Raw genomic sequence first — 19,907 nt, forward strand, 5'->3', positions numbered from 1 at the left:
GTGGTGGGTGATGACGGGATCGAACCGCCGACCCCCTCCTTGTAAGGGAGGTGCTCTCCCAGCTGAGCTAATCACCCCCGCTGTGTGGAGTCGCATTATAGGGAGAGTTGAAAATGAGTCAACGCATTTTCTAAAGTTTTTGTTTGTTCGTCGTAAAATTAAACAAAACGATCGTGAATTACCCCGCACTGCATGATTTCTATACGGAAATAGCAAAGCGCAGCGTTCTGACCGGATCAACATTGAGGAATCAAGCCACAGTGATAGAATACAAGGCTATTCATCTTTCCAGGATTTGCCGGTTGTCGGCATCTTTATAAACGTAAGGCCATTTCATGAAAATCAAAACTCGCTTCGCGCCTAGCCCGACAGGTTATCTGCACGTCGGCGGCGCGCGTACTGCTCTTTATTCCTGGCTTTTCGCACGTCACCACGGCGGTGAATTCGTGCTGCGTATTGAAGACACCGATCTTGAGCGTTCCACGCCGGAAGCCATTGAAGCCATCATGGATGGTATGAACTGGCTGAACCTGGAATGGGACGAAGGCCCATATTTCCAGACCAAACGTTTTGATCGCTATAACGCGGTGATTGACGAGATGCTGGAGGCGGGAACAGCCTATAAATGCTACTGCTCTAAAGAGCGTCTGGAGCAACTGCGTGAAGATCAGATGGCGAAAGGCGAGAAGCCGCGTTATGACGGGCGTTGCCGTCACAGCCACGAACATCATGCCGACGATGAGCCATGCGTGGTGCGCTTTGCCAACCCGCAGGACGGTTCCGTTATTTTTGATGATCAGATCCGTGGCCCGATCGAATTCAGCAATCAGGAGCTGGACGATCTGATCATTCGTCGTACCGACGGTTCCCCAACCTACAACTTCTGTGTGGTGGTGGACGACTGGGATATGGAAATTACCCATGTGATTCGTGGCGAAGACCATATCAACAATACTCCGCGCCAGATTAACATTCTGAAAGCGTTAAACGCGCCGGTGCCGATGTACGCACATGTGTCGATGATTAACGGCGACGACGGTAAAAAGCTGTCTAAACGTCACGGTGCGGTGAGCGTGATGCAGTATCGCGATGACGGTTATCTGCCGGAAGCGTTGCTGAACTATCTGGTGCGTCTGGGCTGGTCCAGCGGCGATCAGGAAATCTTCACCCGCGAAGAGATGATCAAGCTGTTCTCCCTCGGTGCGGTGAGCAAGTCTGCGAGCGCGTTCAACACCGATAAACTGCTGTGGCTGAACCACCACTATATCAATACGCTGGCGCCGGAATATGTGGCGACGCATTTGCAGTGGCATATCGAGCAGGAAAATATCGACACCCGTAACGGCCCGCAGCTTGCTGAACTGGTGAAGTTGCTGGGCGAACGCTGCAAAACTCTGAAAGAGATGGCGCAGAGCTGCCGCTACTTCTATGAAGACTTCAGCGAGTTTGACGCCGATGCGGCGAAAAAACACCTCCGCCCGGTGGCGCGTCAGCCGCTGGAAGTGGTGCGCGACAAGCTGTCGGCGATTACGGACTGGTCAGCAGAAAACGTCCACCACGCGATTCAGGCCACGGCGGATGAGCTGGAAGTGGGGATGGGTAAAGTAGGGATGCCGCTGCGTGTGGCTGTGACCGGTGCCGGGCAGTCCCCTGCGCTGGATGTCACCGTACATGCGATTGGTAAAACCCGCAGCATTGAGCGTATCAACAAAGCGCTGGGCTTTATCGCCGAGCGTGAAAGTCAGCAGTAACGCCAGCTGAAACAGAATAAACGGCAGGGCAGACGCCTGCCGTTTATTCTTTGTTAGTCCGCCTCATTGATACCTAAACGCGTCAGAAATCCGCGAATACCTTCCCGTGATAAAAACAGCGCCAGTTTTTCCTGTTCCTGAGCAGACATATTTTCAACGGCATCAATAATTTGTCGATAAGCGTGACTGTGCGCCGCGTTCGCATATTCTGCGAAAGCCTCTTCCGCCTGATAAAACGCAGGCAGTTTGCGAAAAGCCGGAATATTGAGAATAAACTCCCGCACGCTGGCATCAATATGGATGAGTCTTGCGCGTCCGCCTTTGACGCCGGGAAATTTTTCGGTTTTCCAGTGTTGTTCTCTGATCCAGCGATTGACGGTTTGTCTGGCCACGCCGAGGCATTCAGCCAGCTCTTCAGTGGTCATTTTACTGCGTAATCTTTTCATATTATTTGCTATCGCGTATCCCTAAGCGTTGTAACAAACCGGTAATCCCTTCACGCACGAGGAGAGAGGTAAATTGTTTCTGCTCGGATGAGGTCATCTCTTTGGCAAGCGTCATGAGCAGCGCTTCAAGCGATGCGTTGCTGGCAGGCGTGAATGTGTCTGCGTGATGGTCAACTGAACGTTCAGCGCTGCGGATATATTCACGAACCTGTTCGTTTACATGAACCAGACGGGCTTTACCGCCCTGGACGCCAGGTTTGGGCGATGTTGCCCAGCCTTCTTTCCGTACCCATTTATTGATGGTTTGTCGGCTGTAACCGGTGAGATTAGCGAGTTCTTCTGGCGTCATCCGTTCCTTGAACATAACGATTCCCTGAATAGTCGTGGGGTTAATTAGTGGTTCATTTTATAGCACCATTTTAGTCGAAACCGTGACGTGTTTAACTACTGAATGCGAGTTGTGCCGCAATGTCCTTTATTTGAATGCTTTTTCAGCGATTGAATTCGGCAAGTTCATTTTGCCGTTGACACATGCCGAGGGAATTCATATGATGCCGCCCGTCAACTCGACAAGCTTTACGTAGTGGGGCTATAGCTCAGCTGGGAGAGCGCTTGCATGGCATGCAAGAGGTCAGCGGTTCGATCCCGCTTAGCTCCACCAAATTTACTCCCGATAAATTTGGCGTATACGTAAAAGCACTATGGGGCTATAGCTCAGCTGGGAGAGCGCTTGCATGGCATGCAAGAGGTCAGCGGTTCGATCCCGCTTAGCTCCACCAACATTCAAACCCTCGCTGAAAAGCGGGGGTTTTTGCTTTTTGTCACAAAATTTATGGCCTCTGATCTGCTCTTCAGGTGCGTTTGTTTGCCGCTGCTTTTGCGGTCAATATGAGCTTTTGTTAGATTGCTTCATAATGCGAATATACTTATTATTCATGCGCCTTATATAATGATGTGAGCATTAAAGCAATGCCGGATAAGTGTAACGTATTAAAAAATATAAAAATATTCTTACTGGCCTTCTGCCTGACCGTTCCGGCTATTCTGCTATCTCGTCTCATTTCTCCCCGCGCCACAATTGATTCCAGCTATATCTTTCTGGCCTGGCTACCGCTCTGCGTCATGTTTTCCGTGCTGTTTTTATTTGGCCGCCGTGGCGTCGCGCCGATGGTAGGCGGAATGATGTTGACTAATGAATGGAATTTTCATTTACCTCTGCCACAGGCGATGGTGCTGCTATTTTGCCAGACGTTTCCCGTGTTGCTGGTTTGCGCTATCGTACGCTGGCAGCTGGGCGCGCGCTGGCGCTACGGAATACCCAACCAAGGCATCTGGCTACGCGTTTTCTGGTTAGGGTTAATGACGCCGTTTGGCATAAAAATCAGTATGCATCTGGCGGGGCACTACCTGGCTTTCCCGGTGACAATCTCTACCTTCTTTGGCACCGGCACCGCTATTTTCTCGATTGTTGATTTATTGAGTCTGATTTCTGCCGCGCTTATTTTTACCCTCTTTTTCTATTATCCGCTGCGGATGATAGTCAGCCCGCACTATATTCGTATTTTCTGGCGGAGGGATGTCGCTCCTTATCTCGCCAAAGAAAAACGCCTGTTTACGCTTCTCTGGTTTGCCACTCTGGCGACGCTATTAGCGGTGCTGTGTACGCCTTTCGAGACAAAGTATATTGCTGGCTATCTGGTGCCAGTTCTGTTCATTGGATTTACAATCGGCGTGGGGAAAATCAGCTATCCGCTGTTGAATTTTAGTTGGGCTCTCACTGCGCTATTCCTGCTTAGCTATAACCGCAATTTTCTGCAGGGCGTGGGCTCAGAATATTCGCTGGCATTTATCCTTTCAGTTCTCATTTCTTTTAGTATTTGTTTGTTGTACATGGCGCGGATTAATCAGCGCAGCGAATGGTTGAATCGACAGTGGCACTCGCAGGCATTGACCGATCCGTTGACGCAACTGCCTAACCTGCGTGCGCTGGAGCAGTTTCTTTTACAGGATGCCGGGCAAAGCGTGTGTTATCTACGCATGGAAAACCTGGAATTTCTGAGCCGTCATTACGGTATGCAGATGCGCGTGCATTGCGAACGCGAGGTGTTTCGCGTGTTGCAGCCGCTGCTGCTGGAAAAGGAGAAAATTTTCCATCTGCCGGGCAGTGAATTATTGCTGGTATTGACGGGACCGGAGACGGAAGCCCGCCTGCAATATATGCTCAATGTGCTTAATAACCGCAAAATTTACTGGAACAATACCGGTCTGGACATGGAATACGGCGCATCGTGGGGAACATTCGATGGTCGCCAGGAAACCTTGCAACCGCTGTTGGGGCAATTAAGCTGGCTGGCGGAGCAATCCTGCTCGCATCGTCGGGTGCTTGCACTGACCCAGAGTATTGAAGCCGCTTCCGGGCAGACGACGGAACGGGTGCTGCGGTTGCAGAAAATCCGTCAGGCGCTGGAGCGCGGCGCGCTGGTTTTGTATGCGCAACCCATTCGCGACGCGCAGGGAAAAGGGTATGACGAAATTCTGACGCGGCTTCGGTGCGACGACGGTATCATGATGCCCAATCAGTTCATTCCGCTTATCGCCCAGTTTAACCTGAGCGTACGGTTTGATATGCAGGTGATGGAAGCGCTCCTGCAATGGTTGTCCGCGCATCCTTCGGCGGAGCAGGGGGCGCGTTTCTCGGTTAATTTGATGCCGCTGACGCTGCTGCAAAAAGAGACGGCGTCGCGCATTATGCAGCTTTTTAAACGCTATGGCGTCCCGCCTGCTTCGGTCATCATCGAAATTACTGAAGAACAGGCCTTCTCTCATTCCGAAATCAGTATGCACAATATCAACCAGTTGCGTAAGTTTGGCCTAAAAATCGCCATTGATGATTTCGGCACCGGCTATGCAAACTATGAACGGCTAAAACGCCTCAAGGCGGACATCATTAAAATCGACGGTTGTTTCGTAAAAGATATTCTGACGGACTCCCTGGATGCGATGATCGTGAAATCCATCACTAATTTAGCGAAAGCGAAATCGTTGAGCGTCGTGGCTGAGTTTGTTGAAACGCCTGCGCAGCGCGATCTGCTATTGCAGCTTGGCGTACACAGTTTGCAGGGATATCTGATTGGCCGCCCGCGCCCGTTAGGTAAATAAGCGGCATAAAAAAACCGGGGATAGCTCCCCGGTTTCTACATTAAACCCAGACTTACAGTACCAGCGCCGCGATAGAGGCGGACAGTACGCTCACCAGCGTAGAACCGTAAACCAGTTTCAGACCAAAACGGGAAACCACGTTGCCTTGCTCTTCGTTCAGGCCTTTAATCGCACCCGCAATAATACCGATGGAAGAGAAGTTCGCGAAGGACACCAGGAAGACGGAGATAATGCCTTCAGCGCGTGGAGAGAGGGTAGAGGCGATTTTCTGCAGATCCATCATCGCCACGAATTCGTTGGAAACCAGTTTGGTCGCCATGATACTTCCTACCTGCAGCGCTTCACTGGACGGTACGCCCATTACCCATGCGACCGGGTAGAAGATGTAACCCAGAATGCCCTGGAAGGAGATGCTGTAGCCGAACCAACCGGTAACCGTTGCGAACAGCGCATTCAGCGCCGCGATCAGCGCGATGAAACCGATCAGCATCGCCGCGACGATAATCGCCACTTTAAAACCTGCCAGAATGTACTCGCCCAGCATTTCGAAGAAACTTTGGCCTTCATGTAGGTTCGACATCTGAATATTTTCTTCGCTGGCATCAACGGTATAGGGGTTGATCAGCGACAGAACGATAAAGGTGCTGAACATGTTCAGAACCAGCGCTGCGACCACATATTTAGGGTCCAGCATGGTCATATACGCGCCCACAATAGACATGGAAACGGTCGACATCGCCGTTGCAGCCATGGTGTACATGCGGTTACGGGACATTTTGCCGAGGATATCTTTATAAGCGATAAAGTTCTCAGACTGGCCGAGGATCAGCGAGCTGACGGCGTTAAAAGATTCCAGTTTGCCCATACCGTTTACTTTGGACAGCAGGAAACCAATAGCGCGGATGACCACTGGCAGAACACGGATATGCTGGAGAATACCGATCAACGCGGAAATAAAGACGATCGGGCACAATACTTTCAGGAAGAAGAACGCCAAACCTTGATCGTTCATACTGCCGAAGACGAAGTTTGTCCCTTCGTTGGCAAATCCGAGCAGTTTTTCAAACATCTCGGAGAAACCTTTTACGAAGCCAAGGCCAACATCAGAGTTCAGGAAGAACCAGGCCAGTAATACTTCGATAACAAGTAACTGAATGACATAACGAATGCGAATTTTTTTACGGTCACTGCTAACCAGCAGTGCGAGTACCGCAACAACGGCAAGCGCCAGGACAAAATGAAGGACGCGGTCCATATTTGCTCCAAATATGAGGCAGGTTTAATTTTCGTGCACATTCTATGCAACAGCCGTAAAGAAAACGAGATCCAACACACACTATAATAAGGACCTGTGACGAGATTCAAAATTAGTGATCTGTAATACACTTTTACTGTACTGAATATGAAAATGAAAAGTTATATCAGTGTGCTAATCTTGTAATGTTAAGCCAAACTGTTCTGATACAGGTCGTCATCGTATCGGTCTATCGTTTCACACTATCAAAGTAATCACCCGTACCCATTGAAATGCACTTGATAATCATTATCAATAAACATAGCATGAAACATAGCAAAGGCTATGTTTTTGAGGCAAAAGATGACTGACAATCGCGTAGAGAATAGCAGCGGACGGGCGGCGCGCAAGCTAAGGCTCGCATTAATGGGACCTGCGTTCATTGCCGCGATTGGTTATATCGATCCCGGTAACTTCGCGACCAATATTCAGGCCGGCGCCAGCTTTGGCTACCAGCTACTCTGGGTGGTGGTCTGGGCGAACCTGATGGCGATGCTGATTCAAATTCTCTCGGCAAAACTCGGAATCGCCACGGGCAAGAACCTGGCGGAGCAAATTCGCGACCATTATCCGCGCCCGGTAGTCTGGTTTTACTGGGTACAGGCGGAAATCATCGCGATGGCCACCGATTTAGCTGAATTTATCGGCGCAGCAATAGGTTTTAAGCTGATCCTGGGCGTCTCTTTATTACAAGGCGCGGTATTGACCGGTATCGCGACGTTTCTGATTTTAATGTTACAGCGCCGCGGTCAAAAACCGCTTGAAAAAGTCATCGGCGGTTTACTGCTTTTTGTCGCCGCTGCTTACATTGTGGAGCTGTTTTTCTCTCAGCCTGATATGGCGCAGCTCGGCAAAGGAATGGTTATCCCGGCGCTACCGAACCCGGAAGCCGTATTCTTAGCCGCCGGCGTGCTTGGCGCGACGATTATGCCGCACGTGATTTATCTGCACTCGTCATTAACACAGCATCTGCACGGCGGAACGCGGCAACAACGGTACTCAGCAACGAAATGGGATGTCGCTATTGCTATGACGATTGCCGGTTTTGTCAATCTGGCAATGATGGCGACCGCCGCGGCGGCGTTTCATTTTAGCGGCCACACCGGCATCGCCGACCTCGATCAGGCATACCTGACGCTGGAACCGTTACTAAGCCATGCGGCGGCAACGGTGTTTGGTCTTAGTCTGGTAGCGGCAGGGCTTTCCTCCACTGTGGTAGGGACTTTGGCGGGGCAGGTGGTGATGCAAGGGTTTGTCCGTTTTCACATTCCGCTGTGGGTACGGCGCACCATTACCATGCTGCCCTCATTTATTGTGATTTTGATGGGGCTGGACCCTACCCGAATTCTGGTGATGAGTCAGGTGCTGCTGAGTTTTGGTATTGCGCTGGCGCTGGTGCCGCTCCTGATTTTCACCAGTAACGCTACGCTAATGGGCGAGCTGGTGAACACGCGGCGGGTAAAACAGATTGGCTGGATAATTGTCGTGCTGGTCGTCGCCCTGAATATCTGGTTGCTGGTTGGAACGGTAATGGGATTGTCATAAAGACAGAAAGATAGCAGGCCCGATGCGTGGGTGTCATCGGGCTATTATTCAGCAGGAGGCTTAGTGATGATGTTTGTGACCCCGGCCTCGCCCGCGATGATCGTCGCGATCGCGCCAGCCTTCCCGATAACCACGTTCATACGCTTTACGCTTATCCCAGCCGCGATGATAGCCGTTGTCATGGCGCCACCAGCGATTTTTACGCCATTCATAATGGTTGTGCCAGTAATCACGGTCGCGCCAGCGACCACCGTCCCAGTAGTTGCCGTAATCATCGCGATCGCCAATCTGTAATTTTATTGAGGGCAACAGGGTGATTTCGCCCGCATTCGCGGCAAGCGGTGTAAAAGCCAGCAAGGCTGCCGCCAGAATCAGTGACCTGAACATACTTTCTCTCCTTCACGATCGAGCCGTCGCCGGCCTGTTAATGCAATATTACAAAGCAGTAAAGATTTGTTTCATCGCCTTAACTCTTAAATCATGAAGGAGAGCATTTTTTGCTAAAACCGGCCCTCCAGAATAGCGTCAATTTCTGCACATTCCGCCGCCGAAAAACGGCGATTGGCCAGCATTCCTACGGCGTCTTCGATTTGCGACGGTTTGCTGGCGCCAATCAGTACCGAGGTAACGTTATCGTTACGCAGCACCCAGGCGAGCGCCATCTGAGACAATTTTTGGCCCCGTCGTGCAGCCAGTTCATTCAACCGGCGAACTTTTTCCAGTTTGTCGGCGGTAATCTGTTCTGGTTTAAGGAAACGGCTTCCGCTCGCCGCGCGGGAATCTTCCGGAATACCATTCAAATAACGGTCAGTGAGCTGCCCGCCCGCCAGCGGCGAGAAGGCAATACTACCGACGCCTTTTTCCTGCAACAGCGCCAGCAGCCCGTCCTCTACCCAACGCTCAAAAAGCGAATATTTAGGCTGATGAATCAGGCAAGGCGTGCCGAGATCCTCCAGAATATCGATAGCTTGTCTGGCCAGATCGGCAGGATAGTTAGAGATCCCCACGTACAACGCTTTGCCCTGGCGCACAAGGTGATCTAACGCTTTCATCGTCTCTTTAAGCGGCGTTTCGGGATCGGGACGATGGTGATAAAAGATATCGACATACTCCAGCCCCATACGTTTCAGGCTTTGATCGAGGCTGGCGATAAGGTATTTCCGTGAACCCCAGTCGCCATAAGGGCCATCCCACATGGTGTAGCCCGCTTTGGTGGAGATGACTAACTCATCGCGCCACGGTAAAAAATCTTCCTGCAGAATGCGGCCAAAATTGCATTCTGCGGAGCCCGGCGGCGGCCCATAATTATTGGCGAGATCAAAGTGGGTAATGCCCAGATCGAACGCGCGTTGCAGCAGCGCCCGGCTATTTTCTATCCGTGTCGCATCGCCGAAGTTGTGCCATAACCCCAGCGAAATAGCGGGAAGTTTGACGCCGCTACGCCCGCAGCGACGATACTCCATTGTGTGATAACGATTTTCATCGGGCTGATAAATCATGACCTTTCCCCCTGTGGCGTGAATAAATAGTGTATACGGTTACACTCGCCAGGCGGTATCCGGATTTTACTGTTTGCCGCTGTAAACATTGTTTTCCAGGCTTTCATCCCCACCGTGCTGGACAGCCATCGGCATTCCTTAATACTCAACATAATGTCAACGTCAGAAGGAAAGCTGTCATGCAAAACCCCTATACCGTGGCCGACTATTTGCTGGACAGACTGGCAGGATGCGGCATTGGCCATCTTTTTGGCGTACCGGGCGATTATAACTTGCAGTTTCTTGACCATGTGATTGACCACCCGACCTTGCGTTGGGTGGGATGCGCCAATGAGCTGAACGCCGCTTATGCCGCGGACGGTTATGCGCGCATGTCGGGCGCTGGAGCGCTACTCACCACCTTTGGCGTGGGAGAACTTAGCGCTATTAACGGTATCGCGGGCAGTTACGCGGAATATGTACCGGTCTTGCATATCGTCGGCGCGCCCTGTAGCGCTGCGCAGCAGCGTGGCGAATTGATGCACCATACCCTCGGTGACGGCGATTTTCGTCATTTTTATCGCATGAGTCAGGCGATATCCGCTGCCAGCGCAATATTGGATGAACAGAACGCCTGTTTCGAGATTGACCGCGTATTGGGTGAAATGCTTGCCGCACGCAGGCCAGGATACATCATGTTGCCCGCCGACGTGGCGAAAAAAACGGCCATCCCGCCTACGCAGGCGCTGGCGTTGCCCGTGCATGAAGCGCAAAGCGGCGTGGAGACGGCTTTTCGTTACCACGCCCGTCAGTGCCTGATGAACAGTCGGCGCATTGCGCTATTGGCCGACTTTCTTGCCGGGCGTTTTGGTTTACGACCACTGTTGCAGCGCTGGATGGCGGAAACGCCCATCGCTCATGCGACACTACTGATGGGGAAGGGGCTTTTTGATGAACAGCACCCGAACTTCGTTGGCACCTATAGCGCAGGCGCCAGCAGCAAAGAAGTGCGTCAGGCCATAGAGGACGCCGATAGGGTTATCTGCGTCGGCACCCGTTTTGTCGATACCCTTACGGCCGGATTCACCCAACAATTGCCGGCGGAACGCACGCTGGAGATTCAGCCTTACGCGTCGCGCATCGGTGAAACCTGGTTCAACCTCCCGATGGCGCAGGCGGTGTCTACGCTGCGCGAACTGTGCCTGGAATGCGCTTTTGCGCCGCCGCCGACGCGTTCCGCCGGACAGCCAGTGCGGATTGATAAGGGAGAACTGACCCAGGAAAGCTTCTGGCAAACCTTACAGCAGTATCTCAAACCCGGCGATATTATCCTTGTCGACCAGGGGACTGCAGCTTTTGGCGCTGCCGCGCTGTCGCTTCCTGACGGCGCGGAAGTTGTGGTTCAGCCGCTGTGGGGGTCTATCGGCTATTCCTTGCCCGCCGCGTTTGGCGCGCAAACCGCCTGCCCCGATCGGCGGGTAATTCTGATTATTGGCGATGGCGCGGCGCAGCTCACGATTCAGGAGATGGGCTCGATGTTACGCGACGGGCAGGCGCCGGTCATCCTGCTGCTCAACAATGACGGCTATACCGTAGAGCGCGCCATTCACGGCGCGGCCCAGCGGTATAACGACATCGCGAGCTGGAACTGGACGCAGATACCACCGGCGCTAAACGCGGCGCAACAGGCGGAGTGCTGGCGGGTGACGCAGGCTATCCAACTGGCGGAGGTCCTCGAACGGTTGGCGCGCCCACAACGTCTGTCATTTATTGAAGTGATGTTGCCAAAAGCCGATCTGCCGGAATTACTGCGTACCGTGACCCGGGCGCTGGAAGCCCGCAACGGGGGATAATAGCCCCCGCTGCGCCGGATTAGGGTTCGTGACGGTTGGCGGCCAGCAACGGTTTTCCCGCCAGCAATAGCCAGGCGGGGAGCATCACAATGCAGAGCAGCGGCAGCAGATTGGTATCCGGTACGACGACTGCCGCCATAAACAGACTGAGCCAGCCGTCACGCGTCACTACCAGCACTAAGCCAAGAATCGCGCAGGAGACGGTAATCGCCGCGGGTACGGCCTCAACATGGGCATGGAGCATGAGCCCCAGCGCCGCGCCGATAAACACAGCCGGAAAAATGCGCCCGCCGCGAAAGCCGCTCGCCGCCGCGATGACCAGCGCGGCGAGTTTGACGACGGCTAAGGTAAAATAATCTCCCGCGCCCAACGTCTGGCTAAACGCCATTTGTTGCATTTCGTCCAGGCCTTTAAACAGGGTAAGCGGCCCGCCAATGACGCCCAGAATACCCAGTATAAAACCGCCAATGCCGAGAATCAGGACCGGATTTTTCAGGCGGTGCAGCAACTCATGCAGACGCGGAAGGCACCAGACGGCGACCATCCCGGCGGCAATGGCGATCGCCGCGACGATCGCTCCGCTGGCAATGTCCACCAGCCGCATCTGCGTGTAATGGGCGATGGGTAACGAAAAATGCGGATGAAAGAACAGACTGGTGGTGAGTGACCCCGCCGCTGCCGCCATTAACGGCGCAAACAGGCGATCCCACATGGGAATATCGTTAGAGCCGCTAAGCGTTTGCGAAAAAATCAGCGCTGCGGCGACGGGCGTGCCGAACAGCGCGCCGATGGTGCCCGCTGAGGCCAGAATCGTCCAGTCTAACGCCGTGATACGCGGAAACAGGCGGGAGCCGAAAGCCGCCGCCAGCGCGATATTTATTGTCATTATCGGATGCTCTGGCCCCAAACTTACCCCACCAGCAAGGCCGATGATTAAGGCGAGAAGCAGCCCGGGTAGCGCAGATGGCGAGACCGGCATACTGATTAACGGTTCGATGGCCGGATCGGGGCCAGCGTGTCCGGGACTGTAACGGATAATCAAACCCACCACGATCCCGGTTAGCGTGAGCATACCCACTATCCAGAACGGCGAATCATAAGCGATGCCGATGCTGGTGGGCAGTCGTTGCCAAAGAAATTGCTGAAAAACCGACGCGACTTTCATCGCAGCGATTAAAACCAGGCTTGACGCTACGCCAATAATCAGCGCGGGGAGCGACAGCAGCAGCATCGTTCGGGCACGCGGGTGGAACATAATCTCTTCCTTACACGGGGTCGTATACCTATTTTGCACAGCCTGCCCGACGGCATTGCTGCAATTGGTGCTGAAACAAGAAAGTAATTCTGTGATGAAGATCTATATTTATAGGCAGTCAGCCTGATGGCCGTTGTTGTTATGCCCCCATGAATTTACAGTGTGACAAAGACTTATTTTGACTTTAGCGGAGCAGTAGAAGAATGACAAAGTATGCTTTAGTAGGAGATGTAGGCGGCACGAATGCGCGTCTTGCCCTGTGTGATATCGCCAGTGGAGAAATCTCGCAGGCCAAAACGTATTCCGGCCTGGATTATCCGAGTCTTGAGGCCGTGGTGCGCGTTTATCTCGATGAGCATAGCGTCAGCGTGGAAGATGGTTGTATCGCCATAGCCTGCCCGATTACCGGTGACTGGGTAGCGATGACTAACCATACCTGGGCTTTTTCTATTGCGGAAATGAAAAAAAATCTCGGCTTTAGCCATCTGGAAATTATCAACGATTTCACCGCCGTGTCGATGGCGATCCCGATGCTGAAAAAAGAGCATTTAATTCAGTTCGGCGGCGGCGAACCGGTAGACGGCAAACCTATTGCGGTGTATGGCGCGGGAACCGGCTTGGGCGTGGCGCATCTGGTGCATGTGGATAAGCGTTGGATTAGCCTTCCGGGCGAAGGCGGGCATGTCGATTTTGCGCCTAATAGCGAAGAAGAAGCTATGATTCTGGAAATATTGCGCGCCGAAATTGGCCACGTTTCCGCCGAGCGCGTGCTGTCTGGCCCGGGGCTGGTGAATCTTTACCGGGCGATTGTTAAGTCCGACAACCGTCTGCCGGAAAATCTGCGCCCGAAAGATATTACCGAGCGTGCCCTGGCGGATAGCTGTATCGATTGTCGCCGCGCGTTGTCGCTCTTTTGCGTCATCATGGGGCGATTTGGCGGCGATCTGGCGTTAACTATGGGGACATTTGGCGGCGTTTATATCGCTGGCGGTATTGTCCCGCGCTTCCTGGAATTTTTTAAAGCGTCCGGCTTCCGTGGTGGCTTTGAAGATAAAGGCCGCTTTAAAGATTATGTACACGGTATTCCGGTCTATCTGATTGTCCATGATAATCCTGGCTTGTTAGGTTCCGGCGCGCATCTGCGTCAGACATTAGGCCATATTCTATAAGTCAGATGGCGGCATAAACGCCTTATCCGGCCTACAAAAGTGTGTCATCTGTAGGCCTGATAAGCGCAGCGTCATCAGGCAATTAATCATTCTCTTGTCAGCCTCAAACCGCGTGCCTCACGCGGTTTTTTTTCATTGCCTTTCCTGTGCATGAATGCTTCAACTGTCTGAATTATTTCACTTTACTCTTGCTGAGCGAAAGGTCAAACACCAGTGCGTTGAGTCATCATGTCGTGGCGGTTAGTCAGGCGAAAACAGGGATTTATTTTACTATACGTATCCGGTTCGCTGCCTTATTTACGCTTTCATCACGGCAGCTTGCCGGAAAGGATCTTTATTTTCGGGGAAATGTCCCTGAAAAACACCGCAATATGACATGATTGAATACCATTATTTTTAGTAAGGGCTTTAATTAAAGAGGAAAAACCACAAAATCAAAAGGGGATTATTTGAGATAAGGTTTATTGACAGGAAACTATCGTCGGCTTTACCACGTTAGGTAAATTTAAAGATATCAATTTGTTAATAATATGATTTGTATGATGCTATAACTGACACGCTTAAAAAGTAAATTTTTACGGTTGTTCCTCTTTTTCGTCGCTAAAAAATATTTTCATTAGCCTCTCGACAGGAAGAAAATTTTCAGGCTATTTTCTAAAGGAGCCACCATCGTGGCAGCGTCGCTCGGACGGTCCGGGCGCTAACGTTAATCTGAGGATATTATGGCTGACTTCCGCCCTGAACGTCGCTTTACGCGTATCGATCGCCTTCCGCCCTATGTTTTTAACATCACCGCTGAACTCAAAATGGCTGCGCGTCGGCGCGGTGAAGATATTATTGATTTCAGTATGGGTAATCCTGATGGCGCAACCCCTCCCCACATTGTCGAAAAACTTTGCACCGTCGCGCAGCGTCCGGATACGCACGGTTATTCCACGTCCCGCGGCATACCGCGTTTACGCCGCGCGATTTCTCACTGGTATCAGGAACGTTATGATGTCGATATCGATCCGGAAACCGAAGCGATTGTGACCATCGGTTCCAAAGAGGGACTGGCGCATTTAATGCTGGCGACGCTGGATCATGGCGATACGGTTCTGGTGCCGAACCCCAGTTACCCGATTCATATCTATGGCGCCGTTATCGCCGGGGCGCAGGTGCGTTCGGTTCCATTGGTAGAGGGAGTGGATTTCTTCAACGAGCTGGAGCGCGCTATTCGCGAAAGTTATCCGAAACCGAAAATGATGATTTTGGGTTTTCCGTCTAACCCTACGGCCCAGTGCGTCGAACTGGAATTTTTTGAAAAAGTGGTCGCTCTGGCTAAACGTTATGATGTGCTGGTGGTGCACGATCTGGCGTATGCCGATATCGTGTACGACGGCTGGAAAGCGCCATCCATTATGCAGGTGCCCGGCGCGCGCGACGTGGCGGTTGAATTTTTCACACTGTCGAAAAGCTATAATATGGCGGGCTGGCGTATTGGGTTTATGGTGGGCAATAAAACCCTGGTCAGCGCGCTGGCGCGCATTAAAAGTTATCACGATTATGGCACCTTTACCCCGCTTCAGGTGGCGGCTATCGCCGCTCTGGAAGGCGATCAGCAATGCGTGCGCGATATCGCCGAGCAGTATAAACGTCGTCGCGATGTACTGGTGAAGGGGCTGCATGAGGCGGGCTGGATGGTTGAAATGCCGAAAGCCTCAATGTACGTCTGGGCGAAAATCCCGGAGCAATATGCGGCGATGGGGTCGCTTGAGTTTGCCAAGAAGCTGCTGAATGAGGCGAAGGTTTGCGTTTCTCCAGGGATAGGCTTTGGTGACTATGGCGACACCCATGTACGCTTTGCATTAATAGAGAATCGCGACCGCATTCGCCAGGCCGTCAGAGGGATTAAAGCGATGTTCCGCGCCGATGGCGTGCTGCCGTCACATCCAAAACCCGTTGAGGCGAGCACGGAGTAGAAAAGCAAACAGGAGCCCCATGGCTCCTGTTTTTCTTTGCATTGTACTTTTAAATCATCAGGGCGAAAGTACCGGCCCAAACGATGACCATAAATGAAATGCCCATAAAGAAATATTTCACGTTTCATCTCTCCGCGTACCTGTCGTACGCCTAAATGAACTTACACTTACCTGATTATAGAGAGTTGATGCCGGACAATACGAAATTGAGAATTATTCGTGTTTCGGCCGCCTGCATCACCTCAGAATTCTGCGCGTCATCGCTCCAGACGGCGCTAATGTACGCCTAAAAATGAGGTGAAACAAGAGGCATTTTCTTATTTACTTTTAGTAACTTACAAGTGTCGGGAATCGGCGACAGTTTAATTTCTGACAGTGATGAATCGCTATTGAGCGACGCCGCCGACACAGTAAAAAATCGCCTGTAAACAGGGGACTTATCGCTAAAAGCAGGAATGAGTAATTTACGATATGAATATTATGGCAATGCGAAATGCCAAAATAAAAGGCCTTGCGGCCTTTTTCAGATGTAGAGTGACGCTTCCCCCAACGGGCGAGTCTTGAAACGGCGATGGATCCAGAGATATTGCTCCGGGGCGCGCATGATCTCTTTCTCAATAATTTTATTCATATAGGCAGCGGCTTGATTTTCATCTGCCGGGTAACCTTCCATTTCAGGGGTAATATACAGACGATAACCCGAGTTATCGGATTTCCTGACCATTGTAACGGTCAACATGGCGGCGCCAGACAGCCTGGACAGTACATAGGTGCCGTTGGTGGTGGCGACGTTTTCAACCGCGAAGAATGGCGCAAAGGAGCTGCCTTTAGGGCCGTAGTCCTGGTCGGGAGCAAACCAAACGGCTTCCCCTTTTTTTAGCGCGCCCACAATGCCGCGCAGATTGTTTCTGCCGATCATCGCTTTATTTGAGCGCATACGACCGCGCGTCTGCACCCACTCCATGAGCGGATTGTTATGCGGACGATAGGTCGCCATCATCGGCTGGCAGAGACCCATTACCCGGCCTCCCAATTCCAGCGACATAAAATGCACGCCAACGACCATTACGCCGCGATTTTGCGCCTGCGCACGGGTAAGGTTGTCCAGCCCGTCCACATCAAACCATTTGCGAACCCGGCTATCAGGCCAGAACCAGGCCATGCCCGTTTCAAGCAGCGCCATGCCAAGAGAGTGGAAATTCTCGGCGATCAGTTTTTCCCTTTCTTCCCGGGAGAGGGTCGGAAAACAGAGTTCAATATTTTTCTGGGCGATCGACTCACGTCGCTTCAGGAAGGGGCGCGCCAGCTTACCGGTGCGGGTGCCCAGAAAACGCAAAACCGGGTAGGGAAGCTGCACCAGTAACCAGAGGACGCCAACGCCAAACCACGTCAGCCAGTAGCGCGGGTGCAAAAACGCGCGTGAAAATTTGCTTTGAGGAAACATAAAATACCTTCTGTAGATACGAAAATAATGTATCGCAGAAGAGTCATTATCCGCAGCGGTACACTCTGAAATACGCATCATCCTTCAAGTTGCGTTCGCTTATTCGAAGCACTTACTTGAGTAAGCTCATCAGGGTAACTTGAATGATTTACGTATAGTTAGGCCATCATGTACGACAATGGTTCCCGTAAGGAGTGTAAAACTAAGTCAGTACTAAACCACGAGGGCATGAACGCCAGGCAGGCTAATGTACCACCAGTTATTTACTCGCGCCCAGAAATTCTTTATCAAGAAGCGTAAATATTTCTCCCGTAGCAAAAATAAGCTAATCATTATTTTTAATGCATTGTTTTTACAGTGATAATTTTATTTCAGACGAAGGTCATTGAAAAATGATTAAAAAAATAAAATGTGAGATAAATGTTATGGAAATGACGGGCTGATAAGGTTTATCTTAAAGGAGAAGTAAGAGGGACCGTAAGGCTATATGGAAGCCTTGCCATAGACAGGAGGTATTATAGATGATCTATTTATGGACATTTCTTGCAATAAGTATACTTGCCGTGAGTGGCTATATCGGTCAGGTGATGGGGGCTTTTTCTGCGGTTTCTTCTTTTACGGGAATGGTTATCCTTGCCGCGCTGATTTATTTACTCAATGTATGGCTGCAGGATGGCGATGACATCGTTAGCGGATTATTGCTTTTTCTCGCACCGGCATGTGGGTTAATTATTCGCTTTATGGTGGGATACGGTAAGCGTTAGTCAGTACATACCCTTCATACTTCAAGTGGCTCATGTGTTGGCTACGGATTACTCGGCCCATTCATGGGCCTCGCCCTGACGGGCCGTCGCACGCGACGTTCAAATCTGCTCCCGGCAGATTTGTCGTTCACCCCAGTCACATCGTTATCTATGCTCCCGGGGACTCACTCCCTTGCCGCCTTTAAGCAACTCGAATTATTTTGGGTATACACGATGTCAGCGAATAGATAGCGCCGACAATGTCGGCGCTTCTGTTCCCCGGGAAGGCTAATCGTTTATTGTGCGTCCGCAAGCTGCAGTGAGTCCTGATTATGTAACGCATTCTGGCGCTGGCGTTCCAGTTCCAGCGCGCCGCGATGGGAGAGGTAACAGAATAGAATGCAGCACACGATGCCGCCCATCAGAAGATAAAATCCGCCGTACCAGCCCAGTTTATCCACCATGACGCCAAACAGGCTGGTGCCCAACGAGGCGCCGAAAATATAGCTCATGAACCCACGTAATCCGACGGCGGAACCTACGGCAAAGCTGGGGACTATCTCCATTGTCTGTACGGACGCGAGGAATTGCGGGACGTAAATCAGACAACCTACAATGGCGGCGAAAATCGTTACCATCAGCAAAGATTCACTTTTCCAGTATCCGATCAGACAGACAAAAATCAGCGCCATGCAAATCATGGCTAACGGCATTCTGCGGCCCTTAAACAGTTTATCTGACAGCCAGCCTGCCAGTAGCGTGGAAGGAATCGCCGCCCACTCGAAAAAGAGAAACGCGACGCTCATCTGTTCTTTTGAAAAGTGTTTTACTGTCAACAGATAGATAGGCAACCAGCTAATCATGCCAAACCGCACCATATAGACGAAGACATCCACCAGCGAAATATACCAGGCATTTTTATTGCGCAGCACATAAGTACAGAAGATTTGCCATGCGCTCATATTTTCCGGCGCTTTTGCCGTATTCTTCGTTTTCAGTACGACTTTTTCTTCCGGCATCATCTGTTCCAGTGAGGGAAGACCTTCTTCGCGCGGCGAACCTTTTCCCAAGACCAGAACAATTAAGGCAAAAATGACGGCGACGCAGGCCGGAACGATATAACTGGCGCTTTGCCAGTGTTCGCTGCCCAATATCGCAAAAGCCGCACCGACGATAGGCGCGACGATCCCGCCGCCAACGTTATGCGAGATATTCCAGAAGGCGCCTACGCGTCCGCGTTCCCGGCGAGGGAACCAGTTTGCAATGGTAATAAACGAGGGGCCGACGCCCATGCCCTGAAAAAGGCCATTGAAGACCACCAGAGCGGCAAATATCCAGAATGCGCTACTGAATCCCAGCCCAACGTTAACAATCGCGCAGAGTACCAGACCGCACGCCATGAAGACTTTTGGGCTGGCTTTATCCGCCAGACTGCTCATTACGCCTTTACTGATTCCGTAAGCAATAAGCATACAGCTACTCAGCAGGCCGATTTGCGTAGCGCTGAGATCCAATTGCTCTTTTAAATAAGGCGTCGATAATGTGAAGTTGTTTCTGACTATATAGTAAGCGAGATATCCCAGAAATACGCTTAACAGTGCCTGTATACGATATCGACCATACGTAGCCTGGACTTTTTCCGGTGGGACTTTATGCGCCGATTGCCCTGTTTTTAATATTGTTAACATGGAGTCACCTGTATTTTATAGTGAGATGAACATCAGGAGGTTTTGTCGGTAGAGTGAAAGGAGTGACAATAAAATTCAAGTCGAAGAAATGTGTCAAAATTGACTCAATTGGGTGAATTTA

General features: G+C 51.5%; 17 protein-coding genes and 3 tRNA genes. 10 read left to right on the plus strand and 10 right to left on the minus strand.

The features are described from left to right. Nucleotide 1: 1 nt before the first annotated feature. A tRNA-Val gene (locus NA330_RS17370) sits at nucleotides 2-77 on the minus strand. A 258-nt stretch (nucleotides 78-335) separates the two neighbouring features. Here NA330_RS17370 and gltX point away from each other — a divergent pair. Continuing rightward, nucleotides 336-1,751: a glutamate--tRNA ligase gene (gltX, locus tag NA330_RS17375; protein WP_000695623.1), complete on the plus strand. Its 1,416-nt coding sequence runs from the start codon at nucleotides 336-338 to the stop codon at nucleotides 1,749-1,751. Between the two features lie 53 nt (nucleotides 1,752-1,804). Here gltX and NA330_RS17380 read toward each other — a convergent pair whose 3' ends face one another. Further along, complete coding sequence (locus NA330_RS17380; RefSeq protein WP_000826514.1) at nucleotides 1,805-2,197, minus strand: MerR family transcriptional regulator; 393 nt, start codon at nucleotides 2,195-2,197, stop codon at nucleotides 1,805-1,807. A gap of 1 nt (nucleotide 2,198) precedes the next feature. Next, entirely contained in the window at nucleotides 2,199-2,561 is a 363-nt protein-coding gene (locus tag NA330_RS17385) for a MerR family transcriptional regulator (protein ID WP_000472034.1), read from the minus strand. A 221-nt stretch (nucleotides 2,562-2,782) separates the two neighbouring features. Here NA330_RS17385 and NA330_RS17390 point away from each other — a divergent pair. The 3 genes from NA330_RS17390 (at nucleotide 2,783) to NA330_RS17400 (ending at nucleotide 5,356) form a co-directional block, all read left to right on the plus strand. Continuing rightward, a tRNA-Ala gene (locus NA330_RS17390) sits at nucleotides 2,783-2,858 on the plus strand. A gap of 42 nt (nucleotides 2,859-2,900) precedes the next feature. After that, nucleotides 2,901-2,976: transfer RNA gene (locus NA330_RS17395), tRNA-Ala, on the plus strand. Between the two features lie 190 nt (nucleotides 2,977-3,166). Then, nucleotides 3,167-5,356, plus strand: a complete 2,190-nt coding sequence (locus NA330_RS17400) for an EAL domain-containing protein (protein ID WP_023241539.1) — start codon at nucleotides 3,167-3,169, stop codon at nucleotides 5,354-5,356. 52 nt (nucleotides 5,357-5,408) lie between these two features. On the opposite strand, the gene nupC is transcribed toward NA330_RS17400, so the two are convergent. Next, entirely contained in the window at nucleotides 5,409-6,611 is a 1,203-nt protein-coding gene (nupC, locus tag NA330_RS17405) for a nucleoside permease NupC (protein ID WP_000376343.1), read from the minus strand. Nucleotides 6,612-6,916: 305 nt separating this feature from the next. Between nupC and NA330_RS17410 the strand changes: the two genes are divergently transcribed. Together NA330_RS17410 and NA330_RS17415 are read left to right on the plus strand one after the other, a co-directional pair. Further along, the gene (locus tag NA330_RS17410; protein ID WP_418338175.1) at nucleotides 6,917-6,961 is read left to right on the plus strand and encodes a hypothetical protein; all 45 of its coding nucleotides are present in this window, start codon (nucleotides 6,917-6,919) and stop codon (nucleotides 6,959-6,961) included. Beyond that, on the plus strand, nucleotides 6,954-8,195 hold the full coding sequence (locus NA330_RS17415; protein ID WP_000131734.1) for an Nramp family divalent metal transporter: 1,242 nt from the start codon (nucleotides 6,954-6,956) through the stop codon (nucleotides 8,193-8,195). The genes NA330_RS17410 and NA330_RS17415 overlap by 8 nt, the downstream gene beginning before the upstream one ends. A gap of 60 nt (nucleotides 8,196-8,255) precedes the next feature. On the opposite strand, the gene ypeC is transcribed toward NA330_RS17415, so the two are convergent. Beyond that, the gene (gene ypeC / locus NA330_RS17420) at nucleotides 8,256-8,582 is read right to left on the minus strand and encodes a DUF2502 domain-containing protein YpeC (RefSeq protein WP_000490091.1); all 327 of its coding nucleotides are present in this window, start codon (nucleotides 8,580-8,582) and stop codon (nucleotides 8,256-8,258) included. Nucleotides 8,583-8,695: 113 nt separating this feature from the next. Beyond that, nucleotides 8,696-9,694: an L-glyceraldehyde 3-phosphate reductase gene (gene mgrA, locus NA330_RS17425; RefSeq protein WP_020899059.1), complete on the minus strand. Its 999-nt coding sequence runs from the start codon at nucleotides 9,692-9,694 to the stop codon at nucleotides 8,696-8,698. Between the two features lie 179 nt (nucleotides 9,695-9,873). Here mgrA and NA330_RS17430 point away from each other — a divergent pair, with 179 nt between their 5' ends. Next, a complete protein-coding gene (locus tag NA330_RS17430; RefSeq protein WP_001180856.1) occupies nucleotides 9,874-11,526 on the plus strand; it encodes an alpha-keto acid decarboxylase family protein in 1,653 nt (550 codons plus the stop codon). A 19-nt stretch (nucleotides 11,527-11,545) separates the two neighbouring features. Here NA330_RS17430 and NA330_RS17435 read toward each other — a convergent pair whose 3' ends face one another. Continuing rightward, on the minus strand, nucleotides 11,546-12,781 hold the full coding sequence (locus NA330_RS17435; protein ID WP_000468920.1) for an ion channel protein: 1,236 nt from the start codon (nucleotides 12,779-12,781) through the stop codon (nucleotides 11,546-11,548). A gap of 203 nt (nucleotides 12,782-12,984) precedes the next feature. Here NA330_RS17435 and glk point away from each other — a divergent pair, with 203 nt between their 5' ends. Together glk and alaC are read left to right on the plus strand one after the other, a co-directional pair. Next, a complete protein-coding gene (gene glk / locus NA330_RS17440) occupies nucleotides 12,985-13,950 on the plus strand; it encodes a glucokinase (protein ID WP_000170380.1) in 966 nt (321 codons plus the stop codon). Nucleotides 13,951-14,672: 722 nt separating this feature from the next. After that, nucleotides 14,673-15,911, plus strand: coding sequence for an alanine transaminase (gene alaC, locus NA330_RS17445; RefSeq protein ID WP_000763118.1), 1,239 nt, complete (start codon nucleotides 14,673-14,675; stop codon nucleotides 15,909-15,911). 49 nt (nucleotides 15,912-15,960) lie between these two features. Here alaC and ypdK read toward each other — a convergent pair whose 3' ends face one another. Both ypdK and lpxP read right to left on the minus strand, forming a co-directional pair. Then, nucleotides 15,961-16,032, minus strand: coding sequence for a membrane protein YpdK (gene ypdK / locus NA330_RS17450; protein ID WP_010723117.1), 72 nt, complete (start codon nucleotides 16,030-16,032; stop codon nucleotides 15,961-15,963). 402 nt (nucleotides 16,033-16,434) lie between these two features. Further along, complete coding sequence (gene lpxP / locus NA330_RS17455) at nucleotides 16,435-17,355, minus strand: kdo(2)-lipid IV(A) palmitoleoyltransferase (RefSeq protein WP_000484431.1); 921 nt, start codon at nucleotides 17,353-17,355, stop codon at nucleotides 16,435-16,437. Between the two features lie 521 nt (nucleotides 17,356-17,876). On the opposite strand from lpxP, the gene NA330_RS17460 reads away from it, so the two are divergent. After that, on the plus strand, nucleotides 17,877-18,119 hold the full coding sequence (locus NA330_RS17460; RefSeq protein ID WP_000639889.1) for a YfdY family protein: 243 nt from the start codon (nucleotides 17,877-17,879) through the stop codon (nucleotides 18,117-18,119). A 275-nt stretch (nucleotides 18,120-18,394) separates the two neighbouring features. Here NA330_RS17460 and pgtP read toward each other — a convergent pair whose 3' ends face one another. Beyond that, entirely contained in the window at nucleotides 18,395-19,786 is a 1,392-nt protein-coding gene (gene pgtP / locus NA330_RS17465) for a phosphoglycerate transporter PgtP (protein WP_000955747.1), read from the minus strand. Nucleotides 19,787-19,907 lie beyond the last annotated feature (121 nt).

The organism is Salmonella sp. NW722 (genome assembly GCF_051702785.1).
GTDB classification, from domain to species: Bacteria; Pseudomonadota; Gammaproteobacteria; order Enterobacterales; family Enterobacteriaceae; genus Salmonella; species Salmonella enterica.